Below are 22,791 nucleotides of genomic sequence, written 5' to 3' on the forward strand. Positions count from 1 at the left end.
ACGGTGGGCGCCTGTGCCTTCAGTGATGGAGCCATGAACATGCAACGTGATATCGGCAAGCCGCTGTTTGATCTGCTGCTGGTGATCGCATCAATCGCTGCCTTTGCTGTCTCGACGACTTTGCCCGACATCGAGATCGTCGGCGACCTGTCGCCGGCGTTTTTTCCCATGCTGATCTCGGCGCTGGTCTTTTTGTTTGCCGTGCCGTGTCTGATCAAGGATTTTCGCGAATGGCAGACAGCCGATGCCGGCAGGCGCACCGGTTCTTCGCGCGGTGTGGCGCAGTGGCTTTTGATCGTGGCGCTGGCACTGGTCTATATCCTCATCTTTGAAAGGCTTGGCTATATCCTCAGCACGGCGATCTTTACGTTTTTGTGTGTCGTCGGGCTACTGCTGACAGGCGGCACCTGGCGTGACATGACGCCCGCCGGTCGCGCCAAAAGCCTGGCCGGGGCGGTGGCCTTCGCCGGGATACTGTCCGTTGTCATCTTTTATGTGTTTACCGAGCTGTTTGAAATTCCGCTACCTGCCTGACATTGAGGGCGCGGCATGACCCCTGGGAGCGTTTCATGATTTCCGGCTATCTCGATGGACTGGGTATGGTGATGCAGTTCACCACGCTGCTGGCGATTGCCGGCGGCACACTTCTGGGCATCATCATGGGGGCGCTGCCGGGGCTGACGTCGGCCATGGCGGTGGCGCTGCTGCTGCCGGTCACCTTCGGCATGCCCCCGGTCATGGGGATCGGCATGATGCTGGGCGCGCTGTGTGGCGCCGGTGCCAGCGGCTCGATCCCGGCCATTTTGCTCAATATTCCGGGCACGCCTTCGTCGGTGGCGACCACCTTCGATGGCTTTCCCATGGCGCAAAAGGGCGAAGCAGGGCGCGCACTGGGACTGTCGATCGTGGCCTCCTTTCTGGGCGGTGTGGCGAGCATGGTCATTCTGAGCCTTCTGGCCCCGCCGATCGCGGATTTTGCCCTGCGCTTCGGGGCGGCCGAATATTTCTCGCTGAGCGTGTTCGGACTGGTAATCATCGCCTCGGTGGCCGGCAAGTCGCTGCTCAAGGGGTTGATTGCCGGGCTGCTCGGCTTTTTTGTCTCCATTATCGGTACGGACCCCATCACCGGGGTGGACCGCTTTACCTTTGGCGAGCTGTCGCTTTTGACCGGCATCAATCTGTTGCCGGCGCTGATCGGTCTGTTCGCTGTCTCCCAGGTGCTCAAGGATGCCTTCGAGTATGACCCGCATCAGCGTCTGAAGGAGAGTGGTCATCGCGTGGATGTGGCGCGCCCCCGATTCATGGAAACGCTGCGCAACTGGCGGGCGCTGCTGGCGGGCATTCTCTCCGGGTCGGTTGTCGGCCCCGTGCCCGGCGCCGGGGGCAGCATTGCCTCACTGGTCGCCTACGATCAGACGCGACGGTTTTCAAAACATCCTGAAAAATTCGGCACCGGGTATGCGCCCGGCATCGTTTCGGTGGAAAGTGCCAATAACGCCCTGCTGGGTGGCGCCCTGATCCCGACGCTGGCGCTGGGCATTCCGGGCGAGGCGGCAACGGCGGTGCTGCTTGGCGGATTGATGATTCAGGGGATCACCCCCGGCCCGATGCTCTTTGATGATCAAAGCGGCATCGTTTACGGCATTTTTCTGGCCTATCTGGTGGCCAATATCTTCATGCTGTTGATCATGTGTCTGGGCATCAAGGTGTTTATCCGCGTGCTGATGGTGCCGCGTAAACAGCTGCTTTCGGCCATTCTGGTGCTGTGTTTTATCGGGGTCTACGGCGTGGATGGAGACGTCTTCAATCTCTATTTGATGCTGGGCTTTGGCATTCTGGGCTATTTCCTCAACCGCTATGACTTTGGCACCGCGCCGGTCATTCTGGGCCTGATTCTGGGGCCGATCGCCGAATCCAACCTGCGCCGCGGGCTGCAGGCGTTCGAGGGCGACTGGACGCCGTTTGTCACCCGGCCCATCAGCCTGACCTTTCTGGTCATTGCCGTGGGGCTTCTGGCGCTGACGCTGTGGCAGAACTATCGCGCCGGGCGTGTCGCCGTGACGTCGTCCGGGGAGGGTCAGGATGATAAGCGTCACTCTTGAAACCCTGCAGGATGTGATTGAACGGGCCCTGCGGCGTGCCGGCCTGACGCCTGAGGATGCCACCGTATGTGCAAGGGTTCACGCCGAAAGCACCCGTGACGGGGTGAGCTCCCACGGCCTTGACCGTATTCCACGGCTGGTGGATTACCTCGCGCGCGGCTGGGTGGACCCTCATGGGGCCTTCGAGTCGGTACAGGCGCTGGGCGCGCTGGAGGTCTACGACGGGCATCTGGGATTGGGCGTGCCTCACGCCATGCGGGCCACCGAGCGCGCCATTGCGCTGGCCCGGCAGCACGGTATGGGGCTTGTGGCCGTGCGCAACACCACGCACTGGATGCGCGGAGGTACCTACGGCTGGCAGGCCGTGGAGCAGGGCATGGCTGCGATCATGTGGACCAATACAGAATCCTGCATGCCGGCCTGGGGGGCGAGCGAGCAGAGTATCGGCAACAATCCGCTGGTCATGGCAGTACCCGGGGGGCGAGCGCCGCTGGTACTGGATATGGCCATGTCGCAGTTCTCCTATGGCCGTCTGGGCGTGCTGAAGGAACGCGGCGAACAGCTGCCGGTAGCGGGCGGGTTCGATGACAGCGGACAGCTCACTTGTGATCCGCAGGCCATTCAGGCCACTCGACGCATTCTGCCCATCGGCTACTGGAAGGGCTCGGGACTGGCCATTTTGCTTGATGCCATGGCAGCACTCCTGTCACAGGGGCGGGCAACGCATGAGATCGACACCGTCGAGCGCGGCAGCGGGACCGGCAGTTCACAGGTGTTCATGGTGTTTGATCCTGACCAGCTCGGTGGCATCGATGCCTGCCGGGCGATGGTGGATGACATGACAGCGCATCTGTCGAAGGCGGCGCCGGATGAGTCCGGCCGTGCCGTGCGCTGGCCGGGCGCGTCCACGTTTCATCGTCGCCATGACAGCGCCGATATCGTGGTCAACCCGGACATCTGGTCGCAAGTACAGCGTCTGGCGGGTGACAGGCCCCGGTCCTGATTCGACCGGAACAAAAACGCCGCCCGACAGGGCGGCGCAATGGACCAGCGCATCGTTGTGATTGTTGATTGTCCTGATGGCTGACGGTTTTAAACGCTGATCGTGCTGACTACTGGTTGTTGTCTTCTGCGACCTTGCGTGAGGCCGGGATCATGACCTCGGCCATATCGGTGACGTAGGCGTCCAGTTCCTCGCCAAACAGCGGGCTGACCTCAACGCCGGTGCTTTCGGCAAAGCGCTTGAATTCCGGCGCCTCGATGGCCTGCTTGACCGCCTCGACCCAGGCGCTTTCGACCTCGTCATCGACGCCGGCGGGTACGGCAATGCCGCGCCACTGGCTGACCGCCAGGTCATAGCCCTGCTCCTGCATGGTCTTGACGTCGGGCAGCAGCTCGCTGCGCTGGGCACCGGTAGAAAGTACTGCCTGCAACCGGTCGCCGCGAATCTGGGAGAGCACCTCGGAAGGGTTGACCACCACGGCGTCCACATGGCCGCCCATCAGCGCCGAAATAGCCGGTGAGCCACCGTCAAAGGGCACAACCTGGACCGGAACACCCAGCTGGCTGCCCAGCATCGAGGCCACCACGTAGGTAGACGAGCCCACGCCGGACGTACCGACCTGCAGCGGCTTGCCGCTCTCCTTGAGATCCGCCACCAGGCCTTCAGCGTCCTGCCACTGGTCGTTGTTGTTGCTGACCAGCAGATAGGGCTCTTCGGTAATACGGGCCAGATAGTCAAAATCCTGATACTTGAAGCCGACGTTGCCCAGACCCTCCAGTGTGAAATTCTGGTTGTTGGCAAGCGTCAGGGTGTAACCATCGGGTTTGGCCGTCACGGTACGGGTCAGTGCCAGCGCGCCGCCGCCGGCGCCCATGTTGCGCACCACAATGGTTCGCCCAAGGCTTGATTCAAGGCCGGGTTGAAGGGCCCGCATCAGGGTGTCGGCGGCGCCGCCCGGGGAGGCGGGAATGAGCATGTCGAGATTTTTGGTCGGGTAGTCGGCCGCCCAGGCCGCTGCCGGCATGGCCGTGGCCATGATCAGTACGGATAGTGTCTTTTTCATGTGCAGCAATTCCCTCTCGGGGTAAAGACATGACGACCGCCAGGCAGTGTCATCCTCGCCCACGGTTGCCTTCGGACAGCAGTGAGCATCTTACGCAGGTTTTGTTAGCGCTATCATTTCGACTATCGTTGCAGGGCAAGCTCCAGCACAGGGTAGGGCGGTACCCGAAGCGGGGGTGAAACGGTATTACGCGCATGCACGCCCTGGCTGTAACATGACGCTCGCCGTATTTTTGAGGTTCTGCTGGAGAGATGCATGGGACGTTTTCCCGATACCCGCTCTGACAAGACGCCCGACGGCGGTCGTGACAACCCGCGCGCGACCGGCGCCGTGCGTCTGAGCGATGTAGCGGCTGCGGCCGGGGTGGCCGCCATGACCGTGTCGCGGGCCCTCAACCAGCCGGAACTTGTCAGCGAGCGGACCCGCGAGCGGGTGCAGCGCGCCGTGATCGAGACCGGCTATGTGCCCAATCGCGTGGCGGGCGCGCTGGCGTCGAGTCGCAGCAAAATGGTCGCGGTGCTGGTGCCGACCGTGGCGCACTCGCTGTTTGCCGATGTGGTCCAGTCGATTACCGATACGCTCGCGGTGGAGGGCTATCAGGTGCTGCTGGGGCTGACCGGCTACCAGACCGAGGAGGAAGCCGCGGTGGTCGAGACCGTATTGAGCCGGCGCCCGGATGCGCTGGTGGTGGCCGGCACCCGCCACTCCAGCGCCACGCGAGCGCGTCTCAAGGCCGCGCGTATTCCGGTGGTCGAGATCTGGGACATGAGCAAGGACCCGCTGGATATGCTGATCGGCTTTTCCCACCACGCCGTGGGGGCGGCGGTCGCCGAGCACCTGCTGGGTTGTGGCTATCAGCGCTTCGGGCAGGCCATGGCCGATGACCCGCGCTCCCATCAGCGCGCCGAGGGCTTCAATGCCCGCATCCGCGTGGAACAAAAGGCCCGCCCGGACGCCGGCATCGAGGTCATTACCCGCTGGGCGGAGATACCGGCAACCCTGGTCGGCGGGCGAACGGCCACCGCGGCCGTGCTGGCGGACATGCCCGACTGCCAGGCGATTGTCTGCAGTTCGGACACGCTGGCCATGGGGGTCATTGCCGAGGCGCAAAGCCGTGCCATGAGCGTGCCACAGACGCTGGCAGTGATGGGGTTTGGCGACATGAGCTTTGCCGCCGCCACCTGGCCGGCACTGAGCACGGTACGAATCGATGGCGCCGAGATCGGACGCCTGACCGCCGGGCATCTTCTGCAGCGCTTTGGCACCCCTCGGTCTGATCACGTCGGCGATGTTCTGGATGTCGGCTTTGAAATCATTGCCCGCCAGACCACGCTGTCGCCTCGAGCCTGAAGGGTGTCGGCGCGTCAGGCTGTTATCGCGTCAACGACATCGACGGAATTAGACCTTGGTCCCGATTGACACGAGGCGCCGTGTAACGCGCAATGATAGCGCTAACATCATCAGGCCGCAGCCTCGTCCCGGGTCGGTCCACGTGCCTTTGGAGTCCCCATGTCCTTTGATGCCATTACCTCGATCACCTTCTCTCACGTCCTGCTGCCGCTGGCCACGCCCATCAGCGATGCCAAGGTGCTGACCGGACGGCAAAAGCCGATGACCGAAGTCTCTTTCCTGTTTGCCGAGATCACCACGCGTGACGGCCACACCGGCATCGGTTTCAGCTACTCAAAGCGGGCCGGGGGCTATGCCCAGTACGCCCACGCCTGTGAAATCGCCCCGGCCATCATCGGTGAAGATCCCAACGACATCGATAAGCTGTGGCAAAAGCTCGTCTGGGCCGGTGCATCGGTCGGGCGGGGCGGGGTGTCGACCCAGGCCATCGCCGCGGTCGATATCGGTCTGTGGGATCTCAAGGCCAGGCGTGCCGGTCTGCCGCTGGCCAAACTCATCGGCGCGCACCGCGACTCGGTGCAGTGCTACAACACCTCGGGCGGCTTTTTGCACACGCCCATCGATGAGGTGCTCAAAAACGCCACGCACTCGCTGGAAAGCGGCATCGCCGGCATCAAGATCAAGGTCGGCCAGCCCGACATGCGCATCGACCTGGAACGGGTGGCCGCGGTGCGCGCCCACATCGGTGACAACGTGCCGCTGATGGTGGATGCCAACCAGCAGTGGGACCGCGCCAGCGCGCTGCGGTTTGGCCGCGCCATGGAGAAATACGAGCTGGTGTGGATCGAGGAGCCGCTGGATGCCCACGACGCCGAAGGCCATGCCGCACTGGCCGCGGCGCTGGATACGCCAATCGCCACCGGTGAGATGCTTTCAAGTGTTGCCGAGCACGTGAAACTCATCGAGCACCGCAGCGCCGACATCATCCAGCCCGATGCCCCGCGCATTGGCGGGATTACCCAGTTCTTGAAGCTTGCCACGCTCGCCTCTCAGGCCGGACTGCAGCTGGCGCCGCACTTTGCCATGGAAATTCACCTGCACCTGGCAGCGGCCTATCCCACTGAACCCTGGGTCGAGCACTTCGACTGGCTGGCGCCGCTGTTCAATGAAGAGCTCGAAACCCGCGATGGCCGCATGATCGTGCCGGACCGTCCGGGGCTGGGCATTACCCTGACCGAGCAGGCGCGCCAGTGGACGATCAATCATCAGACCTTTACTGCCTGACAGATATTCGAAGGGCAGCCTATGCCCTTCGTATAATGGCTTTAAAAGTATGATGTATGACAAAGTAGCTTCAACGCTCCACCGTGCGGCGGGGCAGGCCAATTCAGAGGACCCATTATGACGTTTTCACGAGCTGACGTTACGCGTGCCGCAGGCGATGGCCTGCTCTCCTTCCCGGTCACGGACTTTGACAGCGACGGCCAATTCGACGCCGAAAGCTATCGCCGTCGCATCGCATGGCTTCTCGAATACGAGATCTCCACGCTGTTTGTGGCCGGCGGTACGGGCGAGTTCTTCAATCTGGGCCTTGAAGAGTTCGGTGAAGTGGTCCGCGTGGCCGTGGAAGAGACCGCAGGCCGTGTGCCCGTCATTGCCAGCGCCGGCCAGAGCATCACCATGGCCAAGGCGCACGCCGCTGCCGCCGAAGCCGCCGGTGCTGACGGTATCCTCCTGATGCCGCCTTATCTGACCGAGTGCTCGCAGGAAGGCATCGTCGAGTACGCCGCCGAAATCTGTAATTCCACCAGCCTCAACGTGATCTATTACAACCGTGCCAACGGCGCGCTGGAAGCCCAGGCCGTCAAGGCGCTGGCTGATCGCTGCCCCAATCTGATCGGTCTCAAGGACGGTCGCGGTGACATTCAGTCGCTCAACACCACCATCAAGACCGTGGGCGACCGCCTGATCTACATCGGTGGCGTGCCGACGGCCGAAATCTTCGCCGAAGCCTATCTCTCCATCGGCGTGAATACCTACTCCTCGGCGGTGTTCAACTTCGTGCCGGAGATGGCGGTGCACTTCTACAAGTCCCTGCGCGCCGGCGATCACGAGACCGTAGCTCGCCTGACCAGTGACTTTTTCATTCCGTTTGTCGAGCTGCGCGATACGTGCCGCGGCTATGCGGTGAGTCTGGTGAAGGCCGGTGCTGCTCAGGTGGGCTACCCGGGGGGCAACGTTCGTGCGCCGCTGACCATGCCCAATGCCGAAGAAGTCGAAAAGCTCAAGGTGCTGATCGAGCGCGTTCGTTAACTATTTACGACCGCCTGCCCGGGCAGGCCATTGCCTGTACGGGCAGTCGAGGGAGTCAATGACATGAAAAGGTTACTGAGCGTACTGGGCGCTGCCACGATACTGGCCAGCGGTGCGGCCATGGCGGCCGATTACCCGTCCAAAAACGTCGAGTTCATCGTGCCCTGGTCGGCCGGCGGCGGCGCGGACAACGTGGTCCGTGCCCTGCAGCCATCGCTTGAAAAGGCGCTGGGTACCACGATCGTGGTGCGCAATATTTCGGGCGGTGGCGGTGCCGTGGGCTTTTCTCGCGCGATCGCCTCAAAGCCCGATGGTTATACCGTTACCATTCCGACCAACGCCACGTTTACGCTGGAAGGGCTGGGTAACGTTGCCTTCACAAAGGATGATTTTGACTACATCGCCCGCGTGCTGGTCGAGCCCTACGTCATGGCCGTGCGTCCCAACGATGACTGGTCGGATCTGGAAAGCCTGATTGCCGAGCGCAAGGCATCCGGTGAGCCGCTGCGCATGGGCGCCTCCGGGGTCGGGTCATCGACGCACATCATGACCCTGATGCTGGGAGAGGAGCTGGGTCTGGACATGCAGGTCATCCCGTTTGACAGCGGTTCGGCAGCGGTTTCTGCCGCCATGGGCGGCCATATCGACGGCGTGGTGCTCAATCCCTCCGAGGTGGTGTCCGCCATCAACGGCGACCGCCTGGTCTCCATCGTGACCACCGGCGAAGAGCGCAGCGGCGCACTGCCGGATACGCCCACCATGACCGAGGCCGGTTACGACTTCGAGCTGTCGCAGTGGCGCGGTATTGCCGCACCGAAAGGGCTTGATCCGGAGATCGAGGCGAAGTGGGTTGAAGCGGTCAAGCAGGCCGTCGAGGACCCCCAGTTCCAGAAGGCCGCGCAAAGCATGGGATCAGACATCAGTCCCTTGTATGGCGACGAGCTGGACCAGTTTGTCGAAAGAACCTCCAAACCGCTGATCGAAGAAGCCAGGGCGATCCGCCAGTAAGGTTGGCCGGGGAGTATTGAACATGGTTAAAACACGCAGCGATGCCCTGTTTCACCTGGTGCTGCTGGCGCTGGCGGGCTGGTTTCTGCAGCAGGCTTGGCATTTGCCGGCCAATGCCGCGGGGGGAAGCCTTTCCCCCGCGTTTTTCCCGCGCGCCATCTCCTCTGCCATCGCCATTTTGCTGTTGATTTCGATGGTGCGAGGGCTGATCGCGGGCACACTGCTGGCGCGTGACACATCCGATGAGCCGAGCAGTTCACCGGCCTGGGTACCGGTGGTGGGCTGGTGTGCGGTGGCGCTATTGCTGGTGCTTTATGCCGCGCTGCTGGAGCCACTGGGCTATGTGCTTTCCACGGCGGGGTTTATCTTTTTGTGTGTGGCGCTGGTCAGCGTGCTGGCACGTCAGCCCGGCGAGAACATCGCCATCGGCCGTGTCCTCATGCTGGCGCTATTTTCTGCCGTGGTGTCGGTTGCCATCTTTTTAATCTTCTCGGTGGGGTTCGAAATCGTGCTGCCCACCATCGGCGTGATGGGGGTATGACATGGGAGATTATGTAGAGGCGCTCGGGCTGGTCTTCCAGTGGCATGTGCTGCTGGTCATTGGTGCCGGCACGCTGCTCGGCCTGATCATGGGCGCGTTGCCGGGGCTGACCGCAGCAATGGCCATTGCGCTGTTGCTGCCGCTGACCTTTGGCATGCCGCCGGTCATGGGCATGGGCATGCTGCTGGGCACGCTGTGCGGCGCCATTGCCGGCGGTTCGGTGTCGGCCACACTCTTGAACATTCCCGGTACGCCGTCCTCGGTGGCCACCACGCTCGACGCCTTCCCCATGGCACGTCGGGGCGAGGCCGGACGGGCGCTGGGCATCTGTATCGTGGCCTCGTTCATCGGCGGCATTTTCAGCGCCGTGGTCCTGAGTCTGCTGGCCCCGCCCATCGCCGACTTCGCGCTGCGCTTTGGCCCGGCCGAGTATTTTGCGCTAAGTATCTTCGGTCTGGTCATTATTGCGTCCGTGTCCAGCAAGTCGCTGATCAAGGGGCTGGTGGCCGGTCTGATCGGGCTGTTGATTGCCACGATAGGGACTGACCCGGTCGCGGGCGTACAGCGCTATACCTTCAACAACCTGTCCCTGCTGACCGGTGTGAATCTGCTGCCGGCGCTGATCGGGCTGTTTGCCGTCTCCCAGGTGCTCAAGGACGTGGTCGATTACTTCGGCGGCGGCCCCGTCGAGCACAGCAAGAACAAGATGGATCACGCCCGTCCGCGCTGGGGGGAAACCCTGCGCTACTGGAAGGTGCTGGCTTCAAGCTCGGTGATCGGCACGATCGTTGGCGCCATCCCGGGAGCCGGCGGCAGTATCGGCTCGTTTCTGTCCTATGATCAGGCCAAAAAGATGTCGAAAACGCCGGAGAAATTCGGCACCGGCCATCCTGAAGGCATCGTGGCCTCGGAGTCTTCCAACAATGCGCTGGTCGGCGGGGCACTGATCCCGATGCTGACGCTGGGCATTCCCGGCGAGGCGGCCACGGCCGTACTGATGGGCGGTCTGATGATCCAGGGCATCAGCCCGGGGCCGACGCTCTTTACCGATAACGGCTCGATCATTTACGGCATCTTCATTGCGTTTTTTGTCGCCAACATCTTCATGCTGTTGATCCAGTGGTTCGGCATTCAGCTGTTCGTCAAGGTGCTGCAGGTACCGCGCAAGCTGTTGATGGCGCTGATTTTGATGTTCTGTGTGATCGGGGTATACGCCGTTGACGCCGATATTTTCAATGTCTATCTGATGCTGGGTTTCGGGGTGCTGGGCTATTTCCTCAACCGTTATGACTTTGGTACGGCGCCGGTCATTCTGGGCCTGATTCTGGGGCCGATTGCTGAATCCAATATTCGCCGGGCGCTTTTGCTCTCCGGTGGCGACTGGAGCGTGCTGGTCACGCGTCCGATCAGCCTGACGTTTTTGCTGGTCTCTGCAGCCTTTTTGTTTTTCACCCTGTGGCAGAACCGTCGCCAAACGACTCCCCATTCATAGGAGAAGCCCTGTATGTCACTGCCTACCATTACACGCATGACCATTGTGCCGGTCGCAGGTCATGACAGCTTCCTGCTCAATCTCAGCGGCGGTCATGCGCCATGGTTTGTGCGCTGCGTTCTGATTCTTGAAGACAATGCCGGCAACAAGGGCGTGGGAGAGATTCCTTCCAGCGAAGGGATTTTGAAAGGGCTCGAAAAGTGCCGTTCGCTGGTGGAAGGCACCCGTCTCAATGCCTGGCGCGGTACGCTCAACAACGCCAAAAACCTGCTGGCCCAGGGCGGGCCGGAAGAGCGGGGCCGCCAGACCTTTGACCTGCGCGTGGCGGTACATGTACTGACCGCCATCGAATCCGCGCTGCTGGATCTTTACGGCCAGGCCGTCGAAATGCCGGTGGCCGATCTGCTGGGCCGAATGGGTCGCCAGCGTGATGAGGTCGAGGCGCTTGGGTATCTCTTCTTGCTGGGCGATCCCAAAAAGACCGATCTGCCTTACTTGAGCGCCGAGAACCCGCGCGATGACTGGGAGCGTCTACGCTGTCAGGAGGCGCTGACGCCGGACGCCGTCGCCGAACTGGCCCGTGCTGCCCACGAGCGCTACGGCTTTCGTGACTTCAAGCTCAAGGGAGGCGTTCTACCGGGCGAGCAGGAAGCCGACTGCATTCGCGCCATGAACGAGATTTTCCCCGAGGCGCGACTGACGCTGGACCCCAACGGCGCCTGGTCGCTGGAGGAGGCCATTCGAGTGCTGGAGCCGATTCGCGACATTCTCAGCTACGCCGAGGACCCCTGTGGTCAGGAAGGCAGCTGGTCGGGGCGTGAGACCATGGCGGAGTTCAAGCGCCGCACCGGTCTTCGCACGGCCACGAACATGATTGCCACCGACTTCAAACAGCTGCAGTACGCCGCTCAGATGAATTCGGTCGACATTCCGCTGGCGGACTGCCATTTCTGGACCATGCAGGGCGCGGTCATGGTCGGTGAGCTGTGCAACGAATGGGGCATGACCTGGGGGTCGCACTCCAACAACCACTTTGATATTTCGCTGGCCATGATGACGCACGTGGCCGCGGCCTGTCCGGGCGAGATCACGGCCATCGACACCCACTGGATCTGGCAGGACGGTCAGCGCCTGACCGAGGCGCCGTTTGAAATTCGTGATGGCAAGCTGACCGTACCGAAAACGCCCGGACTGGGCGTGACGCTGGATCAGGGCAAGCTCGATGAGGCGCATGCGCTTTATCGCTCGCTGGATGTGCGCGCCCGCAACGATGCCACCGCCATGCAGTATTTGATCGACGGCTGGGCCTTCGATCCCAAGCGCCCCGCGCTGGTGCGCTGAACCCGGCAAGACGCAACGCAACCATCAGGAGAGAAAGATGCAACTGACAGGCGAACTTCTCATTGGACAGCACGCCATCAAGGGCACGCGCGATCCGGTTCAGGCCATCAATCCGGCAACCGGCGACAAGCTCGAGCCGGTCTACAACGGTGGCAGCAGCAACGAGGTCGAACAGGCCTGTGCGCTGGCCTGGCAGGCCTTTGACTCGTACCGCGAGACGTCGCTGGAAGAGCGCGCCGTATTCCTTGAAACCGTGGCCGAAGAGATCGAGGCCATCGGCGATGCGCTCATCGAACGCGCGGTGGCTGAAACCGGGCTCGCCGAAGGGCGTATTCAGGGCGAACGCGGGCGTACCTGCGGTCAGCTGAGAACCTTTGCTCGCGTCGTACGTGACGGCGAATGGCTGGACGTGCGCGTTGACCCGGCCATGCCGGATCGTCAGCCGATGCCGCGTACCGATCTGCGCCAGCGCCACATCGGTCTGGGCCCGGTCGTGGTCTTTGGCGCCAGCAACTTCCCGCTGGCCTTCTCGGTCGCCGGCGGCGATACCGCCTCGGCACTGGCGGCCGGCTGCCCGGTCATCGTCAAGGCGCACGGCGCCCATCCGGGCACATCCGAGCTGGTCGGCCGCGCCATTCAAAAGGCCGTATCGCGCTGCAATCTGCCGGAAGGCGTGTTCTCGCTGATGTACGGCTCGGGCCGCGACGTGGGCACAGCGCTGGTGGGCGACAAGCGCATCAAGGCGGCCGGTTTTACCGGGTCGCGCAACGGCGGCATGGCGCTGTGGAAAGTGGCGCAGTCGCGTGATGAGCCGATTCCCTTCTACGCCGAGATGAGCAGCATCAACCCGGTATTCCCGCTGCCGGAAGCGCTTGCCGCGCGCGGTCGCGAGATGGGCAAGGCGTTTGTCGGTTCGCTGAACATGGGCGCCGGACAGTTTTGTACCAATCCGGGGCTGGTCATTGCCATCAAGGGTGAAACGCTTGAGACCTTCAAGCAGGCCGCAACCGAAGCGCTGGCCGATGCCAATGCCCAGACCATGCTCACGCCCGGCATCAGCGAGGCCTATCGTGAAGGTGTCGAGCGTCTGGCGCAGCACAGCGGTGTGACCGAGCTGGGCCGCGGGCCGGTCGGCGAGGGCATCAACGCCTGTCAGGCCGGTCTCTATACTGCCTCGGCGCAGACCTTTTTGTCCGATGTCGAGCTGCAGGACGAAGTCTTCGGCGCCACCTCGCTGATCATCGAATGCGTTGACAGCGATGAGCTGGCCGCCGTAGCCGAGCATCTGGAAGGCCAGCTGACGGCCACACTGCAGATGGATGATGCCGACATGGAAAGCGCGCGGCCGCTGGTATCGATTCTCGAGCGCAAGGCGGGTCGTATCCTGGTCAACGGCTGGCCGACCGGTGTCGAAGTCAGTGATGCGATGGTTCACGGCGGGCCGTTCCCGGCAACCTCCGATGGCCGTACGACTTCGGTAGGCACGGCCGCCATCAAGCGTTTCCTGCGCCCGGTGTGCTATCAGAATCTGCCGGATGCGCTGCGTCCGGAAGCCCTGCGTGATGCCAACCCCTACCAGCTCAACCGCCTGGTGGATGGCAAGCGCGAAAGCTGATGCCCTGATTTAACAATCCATTGAGATTGCATCGAAAGGGTCTGCCGCAAGGCAGGCCCTTTTTGTCTTTATACGATGGTCGGTTCATGAACTAAAGAAGCAGAGTCACAGCCGTTAAAACAGGTATTATCTGTATATGTATGATGTATGACTTTTTAAAAGACAGGCTATCGATGAGGTCAGTCATGAAAAAATTTGCTTTGAAGAAAGGGTATGTTGCCATCGCCATGGCCGTGAGCATGGTTACAGTCTCTTCAACGGTCATGGCTGCCGATTTTCCGGATGATGACATCACCTTTATCTCGCCGGCATCGCCGGGTGGGGGTTCCGATTATCTGATTCGGTCGCTGCAGCAGGGGCTTGAACAGGATCTGGGCGTCAACATCATTCCCCAGTATCTGACCGGCGGTGGCGGGGCGATCGGGTTCATGAAAACCATCCAGGCACGCCCCGATGGCTATACGATTGTCGCCATCGACAACAAGGTCTTTACCCAGCAGGGCATGGGCAACGTCAACTTCAAGTATGAAGATTTTGACTATCTGGCCAGCTTCTATTCCGTGCCCTATGTGCTGGCGGTCAACAGCAAACTCGGCATCGACAGCGTCGAGGATATCCTGCCCGGTGGCGAACATAACCGCCGCCTGAAAATCGGCTTTGCCGGCATCGGCTCTTCCACGCACATCATGAGCGTGCTGGTGGGCAAGGAGCTTGGCGCCAACTTTGACACCATCTCCTATCAGGGCGCCCCTGATGCCACGGCCGCCGTTATGGGCGGGCACATTGATGGTGTGGTCATGGACCCGATGGACCTTCGCAGCGCGCTGGAATCCGGTCAGATGACCCCCCTGGTGGTAACCAGCGGCGAGCGCAGTGACTCCCTGCCGGAGGTGCCCACCATGAAAGAGCTGGGGCACGATATCGACATCTCCAACTGGCGCGGCGTGGCGGCACCGAAGGGCATGGACGAGCAGACCCGAGAGCGCTGGCTGAGTGCGCTCGAAAAAGCCTCCCAGGACCCGACGTTCGTCAAGCGCATCGAGCAGCTGGGCATTCATGTGGATTTTCGCTCCGGTGAGGAATTCAACCAGTATGTCGATGATCTGGCAGAAGAACTGATCCCGGTGGCGCAAGAGGTTGCCAGCGAGAACAGCTGAGGAGCAGGGTCATGAAAGGTCATCTTCAGGAAGCCTTTTTCAGTCTATTGCTGGCCGTCGTGGCCGCCTTTCTCTGCCTGGCGGCCATGGATATTCCCGGCGGGGCGCATGGCTCGATTGCGCCGGCGACCTTTCCGAGCGTGATTACCTTCATTATCGCTCTGCTGGCCGTATTGAATGTGATCGCCTGCCTTTTAAAGGGAAAAAAAGCGGATAACCTGCCGGCCATTTCGCGGCAGGGGTTTTTGAATCTGATCCTGTTTATCGTGCTCAGCACCGCTTATATCTGGGTAATGAGCATGGCAGGATTTTTGATCTCCACGTTTTTTTACCTGCTATTAATGCCTCTTCTTATCTGTCTGATTTCTGCCGACCGCAAGGGGCTTTTGAAAAAGCCGGCGTTCTGGGCACGGGTCATTGCCTTTGCCCCGGTCGGTACGGGCATCATCTACGGCGTGTTTGTCGAGCTGCTCAAGGTCAGATTCTGAGCTGAATATCGGGAGGTTTTATGCAGACACTGACAGAGACCATTCAGCTCTTTGGTCCACTGACCCTGCTGGCCATACTGGCCGGCACCTTTTTAGGCATTATTCTTGGTGCGCTGCCGGGCCTTTCGGCGGCCATGGCCGTGGCGCTGCTGCTGCCGCTGACCTACGGGCTGGATACCATTGCCGGTATCGGCATGCTGCTGGGCGCCTTCTGCGGCGCCATTGCCGGCGGCTCGGTACCGGCCATTTTGCTCAACATGCCGGGCACGCCGGGCTCGATTGCCACCACCTTTGACGCCGCGCCCATGGCGGCCAACGGTCGGGCCGGCAAGGCGCTGGGTCTGTCGGTGGCGGCCTCCTTTCTGGGCGGCACCATCAGTGCTCTGATCTTGATGCTGGTGTCGCCGCTGATCGCCTCGGTGGCCCTTCGCTTCGGGGCGGCCGAGTATTTCTCCCTGAGCATTCTGGGGCTGATGATCATCGTGTCGATCTCCGGCGGCTCGCTGATCAAGGGACTGATTGTGGGGCTGATCGGTATGCTGATGTCCACGGTCGGCGCCGACCAGGTGACCGGCGCGCTGCGCCTGACCTTCGGGCAGATGTCGCTTTTGACCGGCATCAGCCTGTTGGCCGTGATCGTGGGGATCTTTGCGGTCTCCCAGCTGCTGCTGGATATGGAAAAGATGCATGAAAAGCGCCCCTCCATGAAGGTTGAAAACGCGCTTGAAGGCGCCTTCCCGCGCATGCGTGAGGTGCTGCGCAACTGGAAGCTTTTGCTGATGAGTTCGCTGATTGGTACCGGCGTGGGCGCCGTACCGGGGGCCGGGGGCAGCATCGCCTCGATCATGGCCTATGACCAGGCCAAGCGCTTTTCCAAAAACTCAAAGGAGTTTGGCAAGGGCGCCCCGGAAGGCGTGGTGGCCTCGGAGTCTTCCAACAATGCCATGGTGGGCGGGGCGCTGATCCCGATGCTGACGCTGGGTATTCCCGGTGAAGGGGCCACGGCGGTTCTGATCGGCGGTCTGATGATTCAGGGCATCCAGCCGGGCCCGATGCTCTTTGATACCCAGGCGACGCTGATTTACGGCATCTTCGTGGCCTTTTTGCTGGCCAACATCATGATGCTGTTCGTGCAGTGGTGGGGCATTCGGCTGTTCGTGCGCATTCTGCGCGTGCCACAGCACTACCTGCTGCCGCTGATCTTTATCTTCTGCGCCATCGGGGTCTTCAGCATCAACAGCGATTACTTTGATGTGTATCTGATGATGGCGCTGGGCGTGCTCGGCTTTTTCCTGGCCCGTTTCGGCTTTGGCGTGGCGCCTGCCGTGATCGGGCTGATTCTGGGGGGCGTGGCCGAAACCAACCTGCGTCGCGGACTGCAGACCTTTGACGGCAGCTGGGAACCCTTCTTTACCCGTCCCATCAGCGTGGGCTTTCTGGTTCTGGCGCTGATCTTTGTCGTTTTCTCCCTGCGCGCTTCCTGGCGGGACAAAAAAGCCAACGCCGTTTCAAACTGACAGGTCAATGACATGACACACAAGATTGTAGTGGTCCACGAGCTCTATCCGGAACTGCTGGCTCGGCTCGAGGCCGACCACCAGGTGACGCACTTCAAGCGTCTGGCCGATGACGAGGATAAAAAAGCGTTCAAAGAGGCGATGTCTGATGCAGACGCCTTTATCGGCTCTAACGTCAGGTTCGACAAGGCACTGCTGGATGAGGCGCCGCGCCTGAAGGTGATCGCCAGCGTGTCGGTGGGCGTTGATGCCTATCCGCTCGAGGAGATCCAGGCGCGCAATATCGTGCTGACCAATACGCCCGAGGTGTTGACCGACGCCACGGCCGATACCGGCTTTTTGCTTTTGATGATGGCGGCCCGACGCGCCGGCGAGATGGAGCGCAAGGTGCGCGGCGGTCAATGGCAGGCCTCACTGGGTCGCGATGACTTTGGTATCGACATCAGCGGCAAGACGCTGGGGGTCGTTGGCATGGGGCGGATCGGTCAGGCGGTCGCCCAGCGCGGTCATCACGGTTTCAACATGCCGGTCATGTTCTATAACCGCAGTGACAAGCCGGAACTTGAAAAGCAGTTTGACGCCCGTCAGGTCTCGCTGGAGACGCTTTTCAGCGAGTCGGACTTTATCGTGGTGACCGTGGCGCTGTCGGAAGACACGCAAGGGCTGATCGATCGAAAGCTGCTGGCCGCCACGCGCGACAGGGCTATCCTGATCAATATTTCGCGCGGGCAGGTGGTCCGCGAAGCGGATCTGATCGCCTGTCTGCAGGACGGCACGCTCTACTACGCAGGCCTTGATGTCTACGAGCGCGAGCCCCTGGCGTCCGACTCCGCGCTTTTGTCGCTTGATAATGCCGTGCTGTTGCCGCATATCGGCTCTTCGACATTTGAAACGCGCAGTGCCATGTGCGATCTGGCCGCGGACAACATGACCCGGGTACTGGCCGGTGAGGCGGCACTAACGCCCGTGTGACGCTGTCAAAGGCCAGGACGGCCCGATCGGTCAAATGCCGTGCGATCTGCACGGCATTGTCTTCGCGCGTGATCGATACCTGCCACTACACAACAGCAGATGGTCAACATGAAAACGCTCAAGCTTGAACGCATTACCCAGCAGGGCAGCCTTTCGGGGCAGATTGCCCGGCAGCTGGAAACCTCGATCGCCAACGGGCAGATCGCCGTGGGCGACAAGCTGCCCACGGAAAGCGAGCTGTGTGACATGTTTGGCGTCAGTCGCACCGCCGTGCGCGAGGCGATTGCCCATCTGCGCTCCTCGGGGCTGATCGAGACCCGCCGCGGGATCGGCACGCGCGTCATCCAGGCGCGGCAGTCGGCGCCGTCACCGGCGCGGCGCATCAGTGCCAATACGGTGGAAGACATTCTGCATGTGCTGGAGCTTCGCCTGACGCTGGAGCCGCGCGCCGCAGCGCTTGCCGCCGAGCGCCATGACGATGATGATGCACGCCGCCTTGAAAGCGCCCACGCAGCCTTTCAGGAAGCCATGAAAGAGGGCCGACAGGCCCGTCACGAGGACTACCGGTTTCATCACGCCTTGATTGAGGCGACGCACAACCCCTTCTTTTTGTCCTTTTATGAGCCGCTCAGCCAGGAGGCCATTCCCCGGGCCCGGCTGGTCGACAACGAATTGAACGTCGAGGCGGCGCGGCGCTATCTGGAGATGGTGGCCGGAGAGCATCAGGCCATTCTGGATGCCGTGCTCTCCCGCGACCCCGAACGCGCCGACCAGGCCGTCAGGCAGCACTTCTCCCGCGCCCGGCAGACCTACACGGCCTATCGCGAAAGGAACTGACGCTGCCCGCCGACCCTGTCGGGTGCGGCGGCATCAGGCCTGCGCCTGCCCCAGACGCTGCATCGAGGCCACCAGGTCGTTGAACCGCTCGCCCTGAAGCAGCACATGTTGTTTGAGTTCGCGCTGCGCCGTGTCGGCGTCGCCGGCCATCAGGGCCGCAACGATGCGCTCATGTTCGCACCACGAACTTTCCAGCCGATGGCGGGCATGCAGCTGCAGACGCCGATAGGGCTTTAACATGGCGTGCAGGCGTCTGGCTTCCTGAGCCAGAAAGGTGTTCTGGCCGGCTTCATAGATCAGCCGGTGAAACTCGCCGTTTTTGTAGTAATAGCCGTTCACGTCCCCCTCGAGCATGCACTGACGACACTCGGCCTGCGCCTTTTGCAGCGCCGCCAGGGTTTCATCGGTCATGCGTCGCGCCGCCAGCCGGCCGCACATGCCTTCAAGCTCGGCCATCACCTCAAAGCGCTCCACAAGCTCGGTCACGCTCAAACGCGCCACGAAGGTGCCGCGCTTGGGCGCCACCTTCACCATCCCCGAGGCGGCCAGCTGGGTCAGCGCCTCGCGAATGGGCGTGCGCGAGCACTGATACTGCCGCGCCAGCGCCTCGGGGTCGAGGCGGTCACCCGGGGCGTAGTGGCCCTCGACGATGGCGTCCTCGAGCAGATCCCGAAGCCGCTGCGCCCGGGGTACGCGCCGTCCTGGACTTTCATTCAATAGACTTTCTCCCATGTTGACACCCCCGACCGGCGCGCGGATTGTTATATATAACAAAGCGGTGACATGTATATGAACAGTAACTTTCCGGTTGATGACAAGCAAGACGCATTGCCTGGTGCCGGGACTCCCGTTCACGCCATCGAAGAGGGCCGCCATGAACGTCAACATGAATTTTCTCCAGGAGCTGCTATCAAGCATCGAGCGTCGCACCCGTGAACGATTTCGCAGTACCGGCGGGGAGAGCAACGACAAGACCGCCAGCCTGTCGCAGCTGGCCTCAAGCTGTGAAACGCTCATGCAGCGCGGCGGGGAAGCCTCCCAGATCCTGATCGCCCAGCAGGCCCTCACGCGCTATCGAAGCCTGGATGATGCCGACAAACTGGCCTTTTTCGAGATGCTCGCCGAGCACTACGCCGCCGACAGCGATGACATCCACAAGGCCTATCGGGAATGGAGCGAGCGTGAGGACAACGCCACGCTTCAAAAGCTTTTCTCCGTGTGCGAGCCGCGCCGCCAGCACCTTTTGCGCCGTCTCAATCTATGCCCGGGCGGCACCTATGAGCTGGTGGCCATGCGCGCCGACCTGCTGCGCTTTTTGAAGGACAATCTCGAGCTGGCCCCGCTTGATGATGACTTTGCCCACCTGTTTGCCTCCTGGTTCAACCGCGGCTTTTTGATGCTGGAAAGCATCGGCTGGAACACCCCGGCGGCGGTACTTGAAAAGATCATTCGCTACGAGGCGGTGCATGCCATCCAGGACTGGTCGGACCTGCGCCGTCGGCTCGATCCGGGGGATCGGCGCTGTTACGCCTTCTTCCACCCGGCCACCGGCGATGAGCCGCTGATCTTTGTCGAGGTAGCGCTGTGCAAGGGCATTCCCGACAACATCCAGACCATTCTCGCCGGCGGTGAGGAGGTGGCGCCGGGCGAGGCCGACACGGCCGCGTTTTACAGCATCAGCAACTGCCAGACCGGGCTCAAGGGCATCTCGTTTGGCAACTTTTTGATCAAGCAGGTGGTTCAGGAGCTCAAGCGCGACCTGCCGGGGCTGACCAACTTTGTCACGCTCTCGCCGGTTCCGGGATTTGCCCGCTGGCTCGCCACCCAGCGTGAGGAGGGCGAGCTGGCCGAGGATGATGAGGTCTGCACGGCGCTGGATCAGGCAAGCTGGACCATCGATGAAAAGGAGCGCCAGCGCCTGGCCCCCGAGCTGCGATCCCTGGCCGCGCACTACCTGCTGGAGGCGCGCAGTGCCAAGGGGCAGCCGCTGGACCCGGTGGCGCGTTTTCATCTGGGCAACGGCGCCAGCCTGCATCGCATCAACTGGCCGGGAGACACCTCCGAGAAGGGCTGTCAGCAGGCCCATGGTCTGATGGTCAACTATCTCTACGAGATTGATCGCATCGAGCAGAACCATGAAGCCTTCAGCCGGGAGGCCACAGTGGTCTGCTCAAACGAGGTGCGACGCCAGGCAAGAAGCGGGCGCAAGCGTCTTGTCTCGCGGGACAACGCCTGAGTTGAAGCCCCCGGGTCAGAGCCCTGCGCCAAAGACCCGGTGCTAAAGACAGCAGGCACGGCACCCGGCCCCTTGCGGGGCGGCAGGGGTAAAAGGATCCAATGGTAGGAGTTTCCATGAACCATAATCTTTATCTGCAGTTCTATCCGCACTTCGAGCGCCATCCCGACAAGGTGCTGATCGATACGCCCGAAGGGGATCAGTATCGCTACTCCGATGTGCTGGCCCGCTCGCGCCGCTTTGCCAGCGTGTTGAAGGCGCTGGGGATTAGCCCGGGCGACCGTGTGGTGGTGCAGGTCGACAAAAGCCCGCAGGCACTGATGCTTTATCTGGCGGCACTGCAGGTGGGTGCGGCCTGGCTGCCGCTCAATACCGCCTACACGGAGTCGGAGGTGGAGTACTTCCTCACCGATGCCGAGCCGCGGGTTTATATCTGCCGCCCCGATGATCTGGAGCAGGCCCGTGGGCTCGCCGAACGTTGCGGCGTGGCCCATGTCGAGAGTCTGGGCGTGGCCAGCGACGGCACCCTGATGGACAAGTCCGAGGCGGGCAGTGAGGAGACGCAGATCGCCGAAGTGGATCGGGATGATCTGGCCTCGATTCTGTATACCTCCGGCACCACCGGGCGCTCCAAGGGGGCGATGCTGACCCACGGCAATCTGGCCGCCAACAGCCAGGCGCTGGTCGAGACCTGGCAGTTCTCTGATGCCGATCACCTGCTGCACGCGCTGCCGATCTTTCATACCCACGGGCTGTTCGTGGCCTGTAACGTCACCCTCACCGTGGGTGGGTCGATGACGCTGATGCCACGGCTGGATGTCGATCAGCTGCTGGATCTGATGCCGCGCGCCACGGTGCTGATGGGCGTGCCGACCTTTTACACCCGACTGCTGGCCAGCCCCCGGCTTGATCGCGAGCGCACCGCCAACATGCGCCTTTTCATCTCGGGCTCGGCGCCACTGCTGGCCGAGACCCATCACGACTTCTTCGAGCGCACCGGTCACGCCATTCTGGAACGCTATGGCATGACCGAGACCAACATGAACACCTCCAACCCCTATGACGGCGAGCGCCGCCCCGGCACGGTCGGCATGGCGCTGCCCGGCAGCGAGGTGCGCATCACCGATCGAGACACCGGCAAGCCCCTGCCGGATGGCGAGACGGGGCTGGTCGAGGTGCGCGGGCCCAACGTCTTCAAGGGTTACTGGCGCATGCCGGACAAGACCCGCGAAGAGTTTCGTGACGACGGCTTTTTCATCACCGGCGATCTGGGCCTGATCGATGACAAGGGCTATCTCAGCATTGTCGGTCGCGACAAGGATCTGGTGATTTCCGGCGGCTACAACGTCTACCCCAAGGAGATCGAGCAGTGGATCGACGCGCTGCCGGAAGTCTCGGAGTCAGCGGTGATCGGCGTGCATCACCCGGACCTGGGCGAGGGCGTGACGGCAGCGGTGGTGCTGCGGGATAACGCCCGACTCGATGAGGCGCAGGTGCTGGCCGCCCTCAAGGACAAGCTGGCCCGCTACAAGCAGCCCGGGCGGGTATTTTTCATTGATGCGCTGCCGCGCAACGTGATGGGCAAGGTGCAAAAAAATGTCCTGCGTGAGCGCTACGCCGATACCTACCAGCAAACGGCGGCCGCCAGCCACTAGCACCAATCAGTACGTAACAAAAAAGTATCCGTGACGTCGTTATCGACCGTGACCGCCGCAGACTCTCTGCGACGGGCGGTCCGAACAACAAGGAGATGGAT

20 protein-coding genes are annotated in these 22,791 nt (G+C 62.0%); 18 read left to right on the forward strand and 2 right to left on the reverse strand.

The annotated features are described in order from the left end of the window. Positions 1-39: 39 nt before the first annotated feature. Genes ACXMYO_RS04285 through yiaK form a run of 3 tightly spaced genes read left to right on the forward strand, consistent with a single transcriptional unit; the run spans position 40 to position 3,105 of the window. Positions 40-534, forward strand: a complete 495-nt coding sequence (locus ACXMYO_RS04285; protein ID WP_457807914.1) for a tripartite tricarboxylate transporter TctB family protein — start codon at positions 40-42, stop codon at positions 532-534. Positions 535-569: 35 nt separating this feature from the next. Then, on the forward strand, positions 570-2,102 hold the full coding sequence (locus tag ACXMYO_RS04290) for a tripartite tricarboxylate transporter permease (RefSeq protein ID WP_438767099.1): 1,533 nt from the start codon (positions 570-572) through the stop codon (positions 2,100-2,102). Beyond that, positions 2,083-3,105, forward strand: a complete 1,023-nt coding sequence (gene yiaK, locus ACXMYO_RS04295) for a 3-dehydro-L-gulonate 2-dehydrogenase (protein WP_457807915.1) — start codon at positions 2,083-2,085, stop codon at positions 3,103-3,105. The genes ACXMYO_RS04290 and yiaK overlap by 20 nt, the downstream gene beginning before the upstream one ends. Before the next feature lie 109 nt (positions 3,106-3,214). Here the strand turns inward: yiaK and ACXMYO_RS04300 are convergent, their stop codons facing one another. Next, a complete protein-coding gene (locus ACXMYO_RS04300; protein ID WP_457807916.1) occupies positions 3,215-4,168 on the reverse strand; it encodes a tripartite tricarboxylate transporter substrate binding protein in 954 nt (317 codons plus the stop codon). Between the two features lie 255 nt (positions 4,169-4,423). On the opposite strand from ACXMYO_RS04300, the gene ACXMYO_RS04305 reads away from it, so the two are divergent. The 13 genes from ACXMYO_RS04305 to ACXMYO_RS04365 all read left to right on the forward strand — a co-directional run bounded on the left by ACXMYO_RS04305 (position 4,424) and on the right by ACXMYO_RS04365 (position 18,799). Further along, the gene (locus tag ACXMYO_RS04305; protein WP_457807917.1) at positions 4,424-5,518 is read left to right on the forward strand and encodes a LacI family DNA-binding transcriptional regulator; all 1,095 of its coding nucleotides are present in this window, start codon (positions 4,424-4,426) and stop codon (positions 5,516-5,518) included. 159 nt (positions 5,519-5,677) lie between these two features. Beyond that, positions 5,678-6,802, forward strand: a complete 1,125-nt coding sequence (locus ACXMYO_RS04310) for an L-talarate/galactarate dehydratase (protein WP_457807918.1) — start codon at positions 5,678-5,680, stop codon at positions 6,800-6,802. A gap of 117 nt (positions 6,803-6,919) precedes the next feature. Next, positions 6,920-7,831, forward strand: coding sequence for a 5-dehydro-4-deoxyglucarate dehydratase (kdgD, locus tag ACXMYO_RS04315; RefSeq protein ID WP_457807919.1), 912 nt, complete (start codon positions 6,920-6,922; stop codon positions 7,829-7,831). A 63-nt stretch (positions 7,832-7,894) separates the two neighbouring features. Then, a complete protein-coding gene (locus ACXMYO_RS04320; RefSeq protein ID WP_438767111.1) occupies positions 7,895-8,839 on the forward strand; it encodes a tripartite tricarboxylate transporter substrate-binding protein in 945 nt (314 codons plus the stop codon). Positions 8,840-8,861: 22 nt separating this feature from the next. Then, on the forward strand, positions 8,862-9,380 hold the full coding sequence (locus ACXMYO_RS04325) for a tripartite tricarboxylate transporter TctB family protein (RefSeq protein WP_457807920.1): 519 nt from the start codon (positions 8,862-8,864) through the stop codon (positions 9,378-9,380). Position 9,381: 1 nt separating this feature from the next. After that, complete coding sequence (locus ACXMYO_RS04330; protein WP_438767115.1) at positions 9,382-10,872, forward strand: tripartite tricarboxylate transporter permease; 1,491 nt, start codon at positions 9,382-9,384, stop codon at positions 10,870-10,872. Positions 10,873-10,884: 12 nt separating this feature from the next. Beyond that, complete coding sequence (locus ACXMYO_RS04335) at positions 10,885-12,213, forward strand: enolase C-terminal domain-like protein (RefSeq protein WP_457807921.1); 1,329 nt, start codon at positions 10,885-10,887, stop codon at positions 12,211-12,213. Positions 12,214-12,250: 37 nt separating this feature from the next. Then, a complete protein-coding gene (locus ACXMYO_RS04340; protein ID WP_457807922.1) occupies positions 12,251-13,828 on the forward strand; it encodes an aldehyde dehydrogenase (NADP(+)) in 1,578 nt (525 codons plus the stop codon). 185 nt (positions 13,829-14,013) lie between these two features. After that, positions 14,014-14,985 carry a tripartite tricarboxylate transporter substrate-binding protein gene (locus ACXMYO_RS04345; RefSeq protein WP_438767121.1) on the forward strand — a complete coding sequence of 324 codons (972 nt, stop codon included), beginning with the start codon at positions 14,014-14,016 and terminating at the stop codon, positions 14,983-14,985. Positions 14,986-14,996: 11 nt separating this feature from the next. Then, positions 14,997-15,473, forward strand: a complete 477-nt coding sequence (locus tag ACXMYO_RS04350) for a tripartite tricarboxylate transporter TctB family protein (RefSeq protein WP_457807923.1) — start codon at positions 14,997-14,999, stop codon at positions 15,471-15,473. A gap of 20 nt (positions 15,474-15,493) precedes the next feature. Then, positions 15,494-16,990 carry a tripartite tricarboxylate transporter permease gene (locus ACXMYO_RS04355; protein WP_438767125.1) on the forward strand — a complete coding sequence of 499 codons (1,497 nt, stop codon included), beginning with the start codon at positions 15,494-15,496 and terminating at the stop codon, positions 16,988-16,990. A gap of 12 nt (positions 16,991-17,002) precedes the next feature. Beyond that, on the forward strand, positions 17,003-17,962 hold the full coding sequence (locus ACXMYO_RS04360) for an NAD(P)-dependent oxidoreductase (protein ID WP_438767127.1): 960 nt from the start codon (positions 17,003-17,005) through the stop codon (positions 17,960-17,962). A gap of 108 nt (positions 17,963-18,070) precedes the next feature. After that, positions 18,071-18,799, forward strand: coding sequence for a FadR/GntR family transcriptional regulator (locus ACXMYO_RS04365; protein ID WP_457807924.1), 729 nt, complete (start codon positions 18,071-18,073; stop codon positions 18,797-18,799). Between the two features lie 33 nt (positions 18,800-18,832). Here the strand turns inward: ACXMYO_RS04365 and ACXMYO_RS04370 are convergent, their stop codons facing one another. Further along, positions 18,833-19,516 carry a GntR family transcriptional regulator gene (locus ACXMYO_RS04370; RefSeq protein WP_457807925.1) on the reverse strand — a complete coding sequence of 228 codons (684 nt, stop codon included), beginning with the start codon at positions 19,514-19,516 and terminating at the stop codon, positions 18,833-18,835. A gap of 157 nt (positions 19,517-19,673) precedes the next feature. Here ACXMYO_RS04370 and ACXMYO_RS04375 point away from each other — a divergent pair, with 157 nt between their 5' ends. Then, positions 19,674-21,035, forward strand: coding sequence for a malonyl-CoA decarboxylase (locus tag ACXMYO_RS04375; RefSeq protein ID WP_457807926.1), 1,362 nt, complete (start codon positions 19,674-19,676; stop codon positions 21,033-21,035). 116 nt (positions 21,036-21,151) lie between these two features. Then, positions 21,152-22,690 carry a malonate--CoA ligase gene (locus tag ACXMYO_RS04380; protein WP_457807927.1) on the forward strand — a complete coding sequence of 513 codons (1,539 nt, stop codon included), beginning with the start codon at positions 21,152-21,154 and terminating at the stop codon, positions 22,688-22,690. The last annotated feature ends 101 nt before the right edge of the window (positions 22,691-22,791 follow it).

The sequence above is a fragment of the Kushneria sp. EE4 genome, from assembly GCF_977968315.1.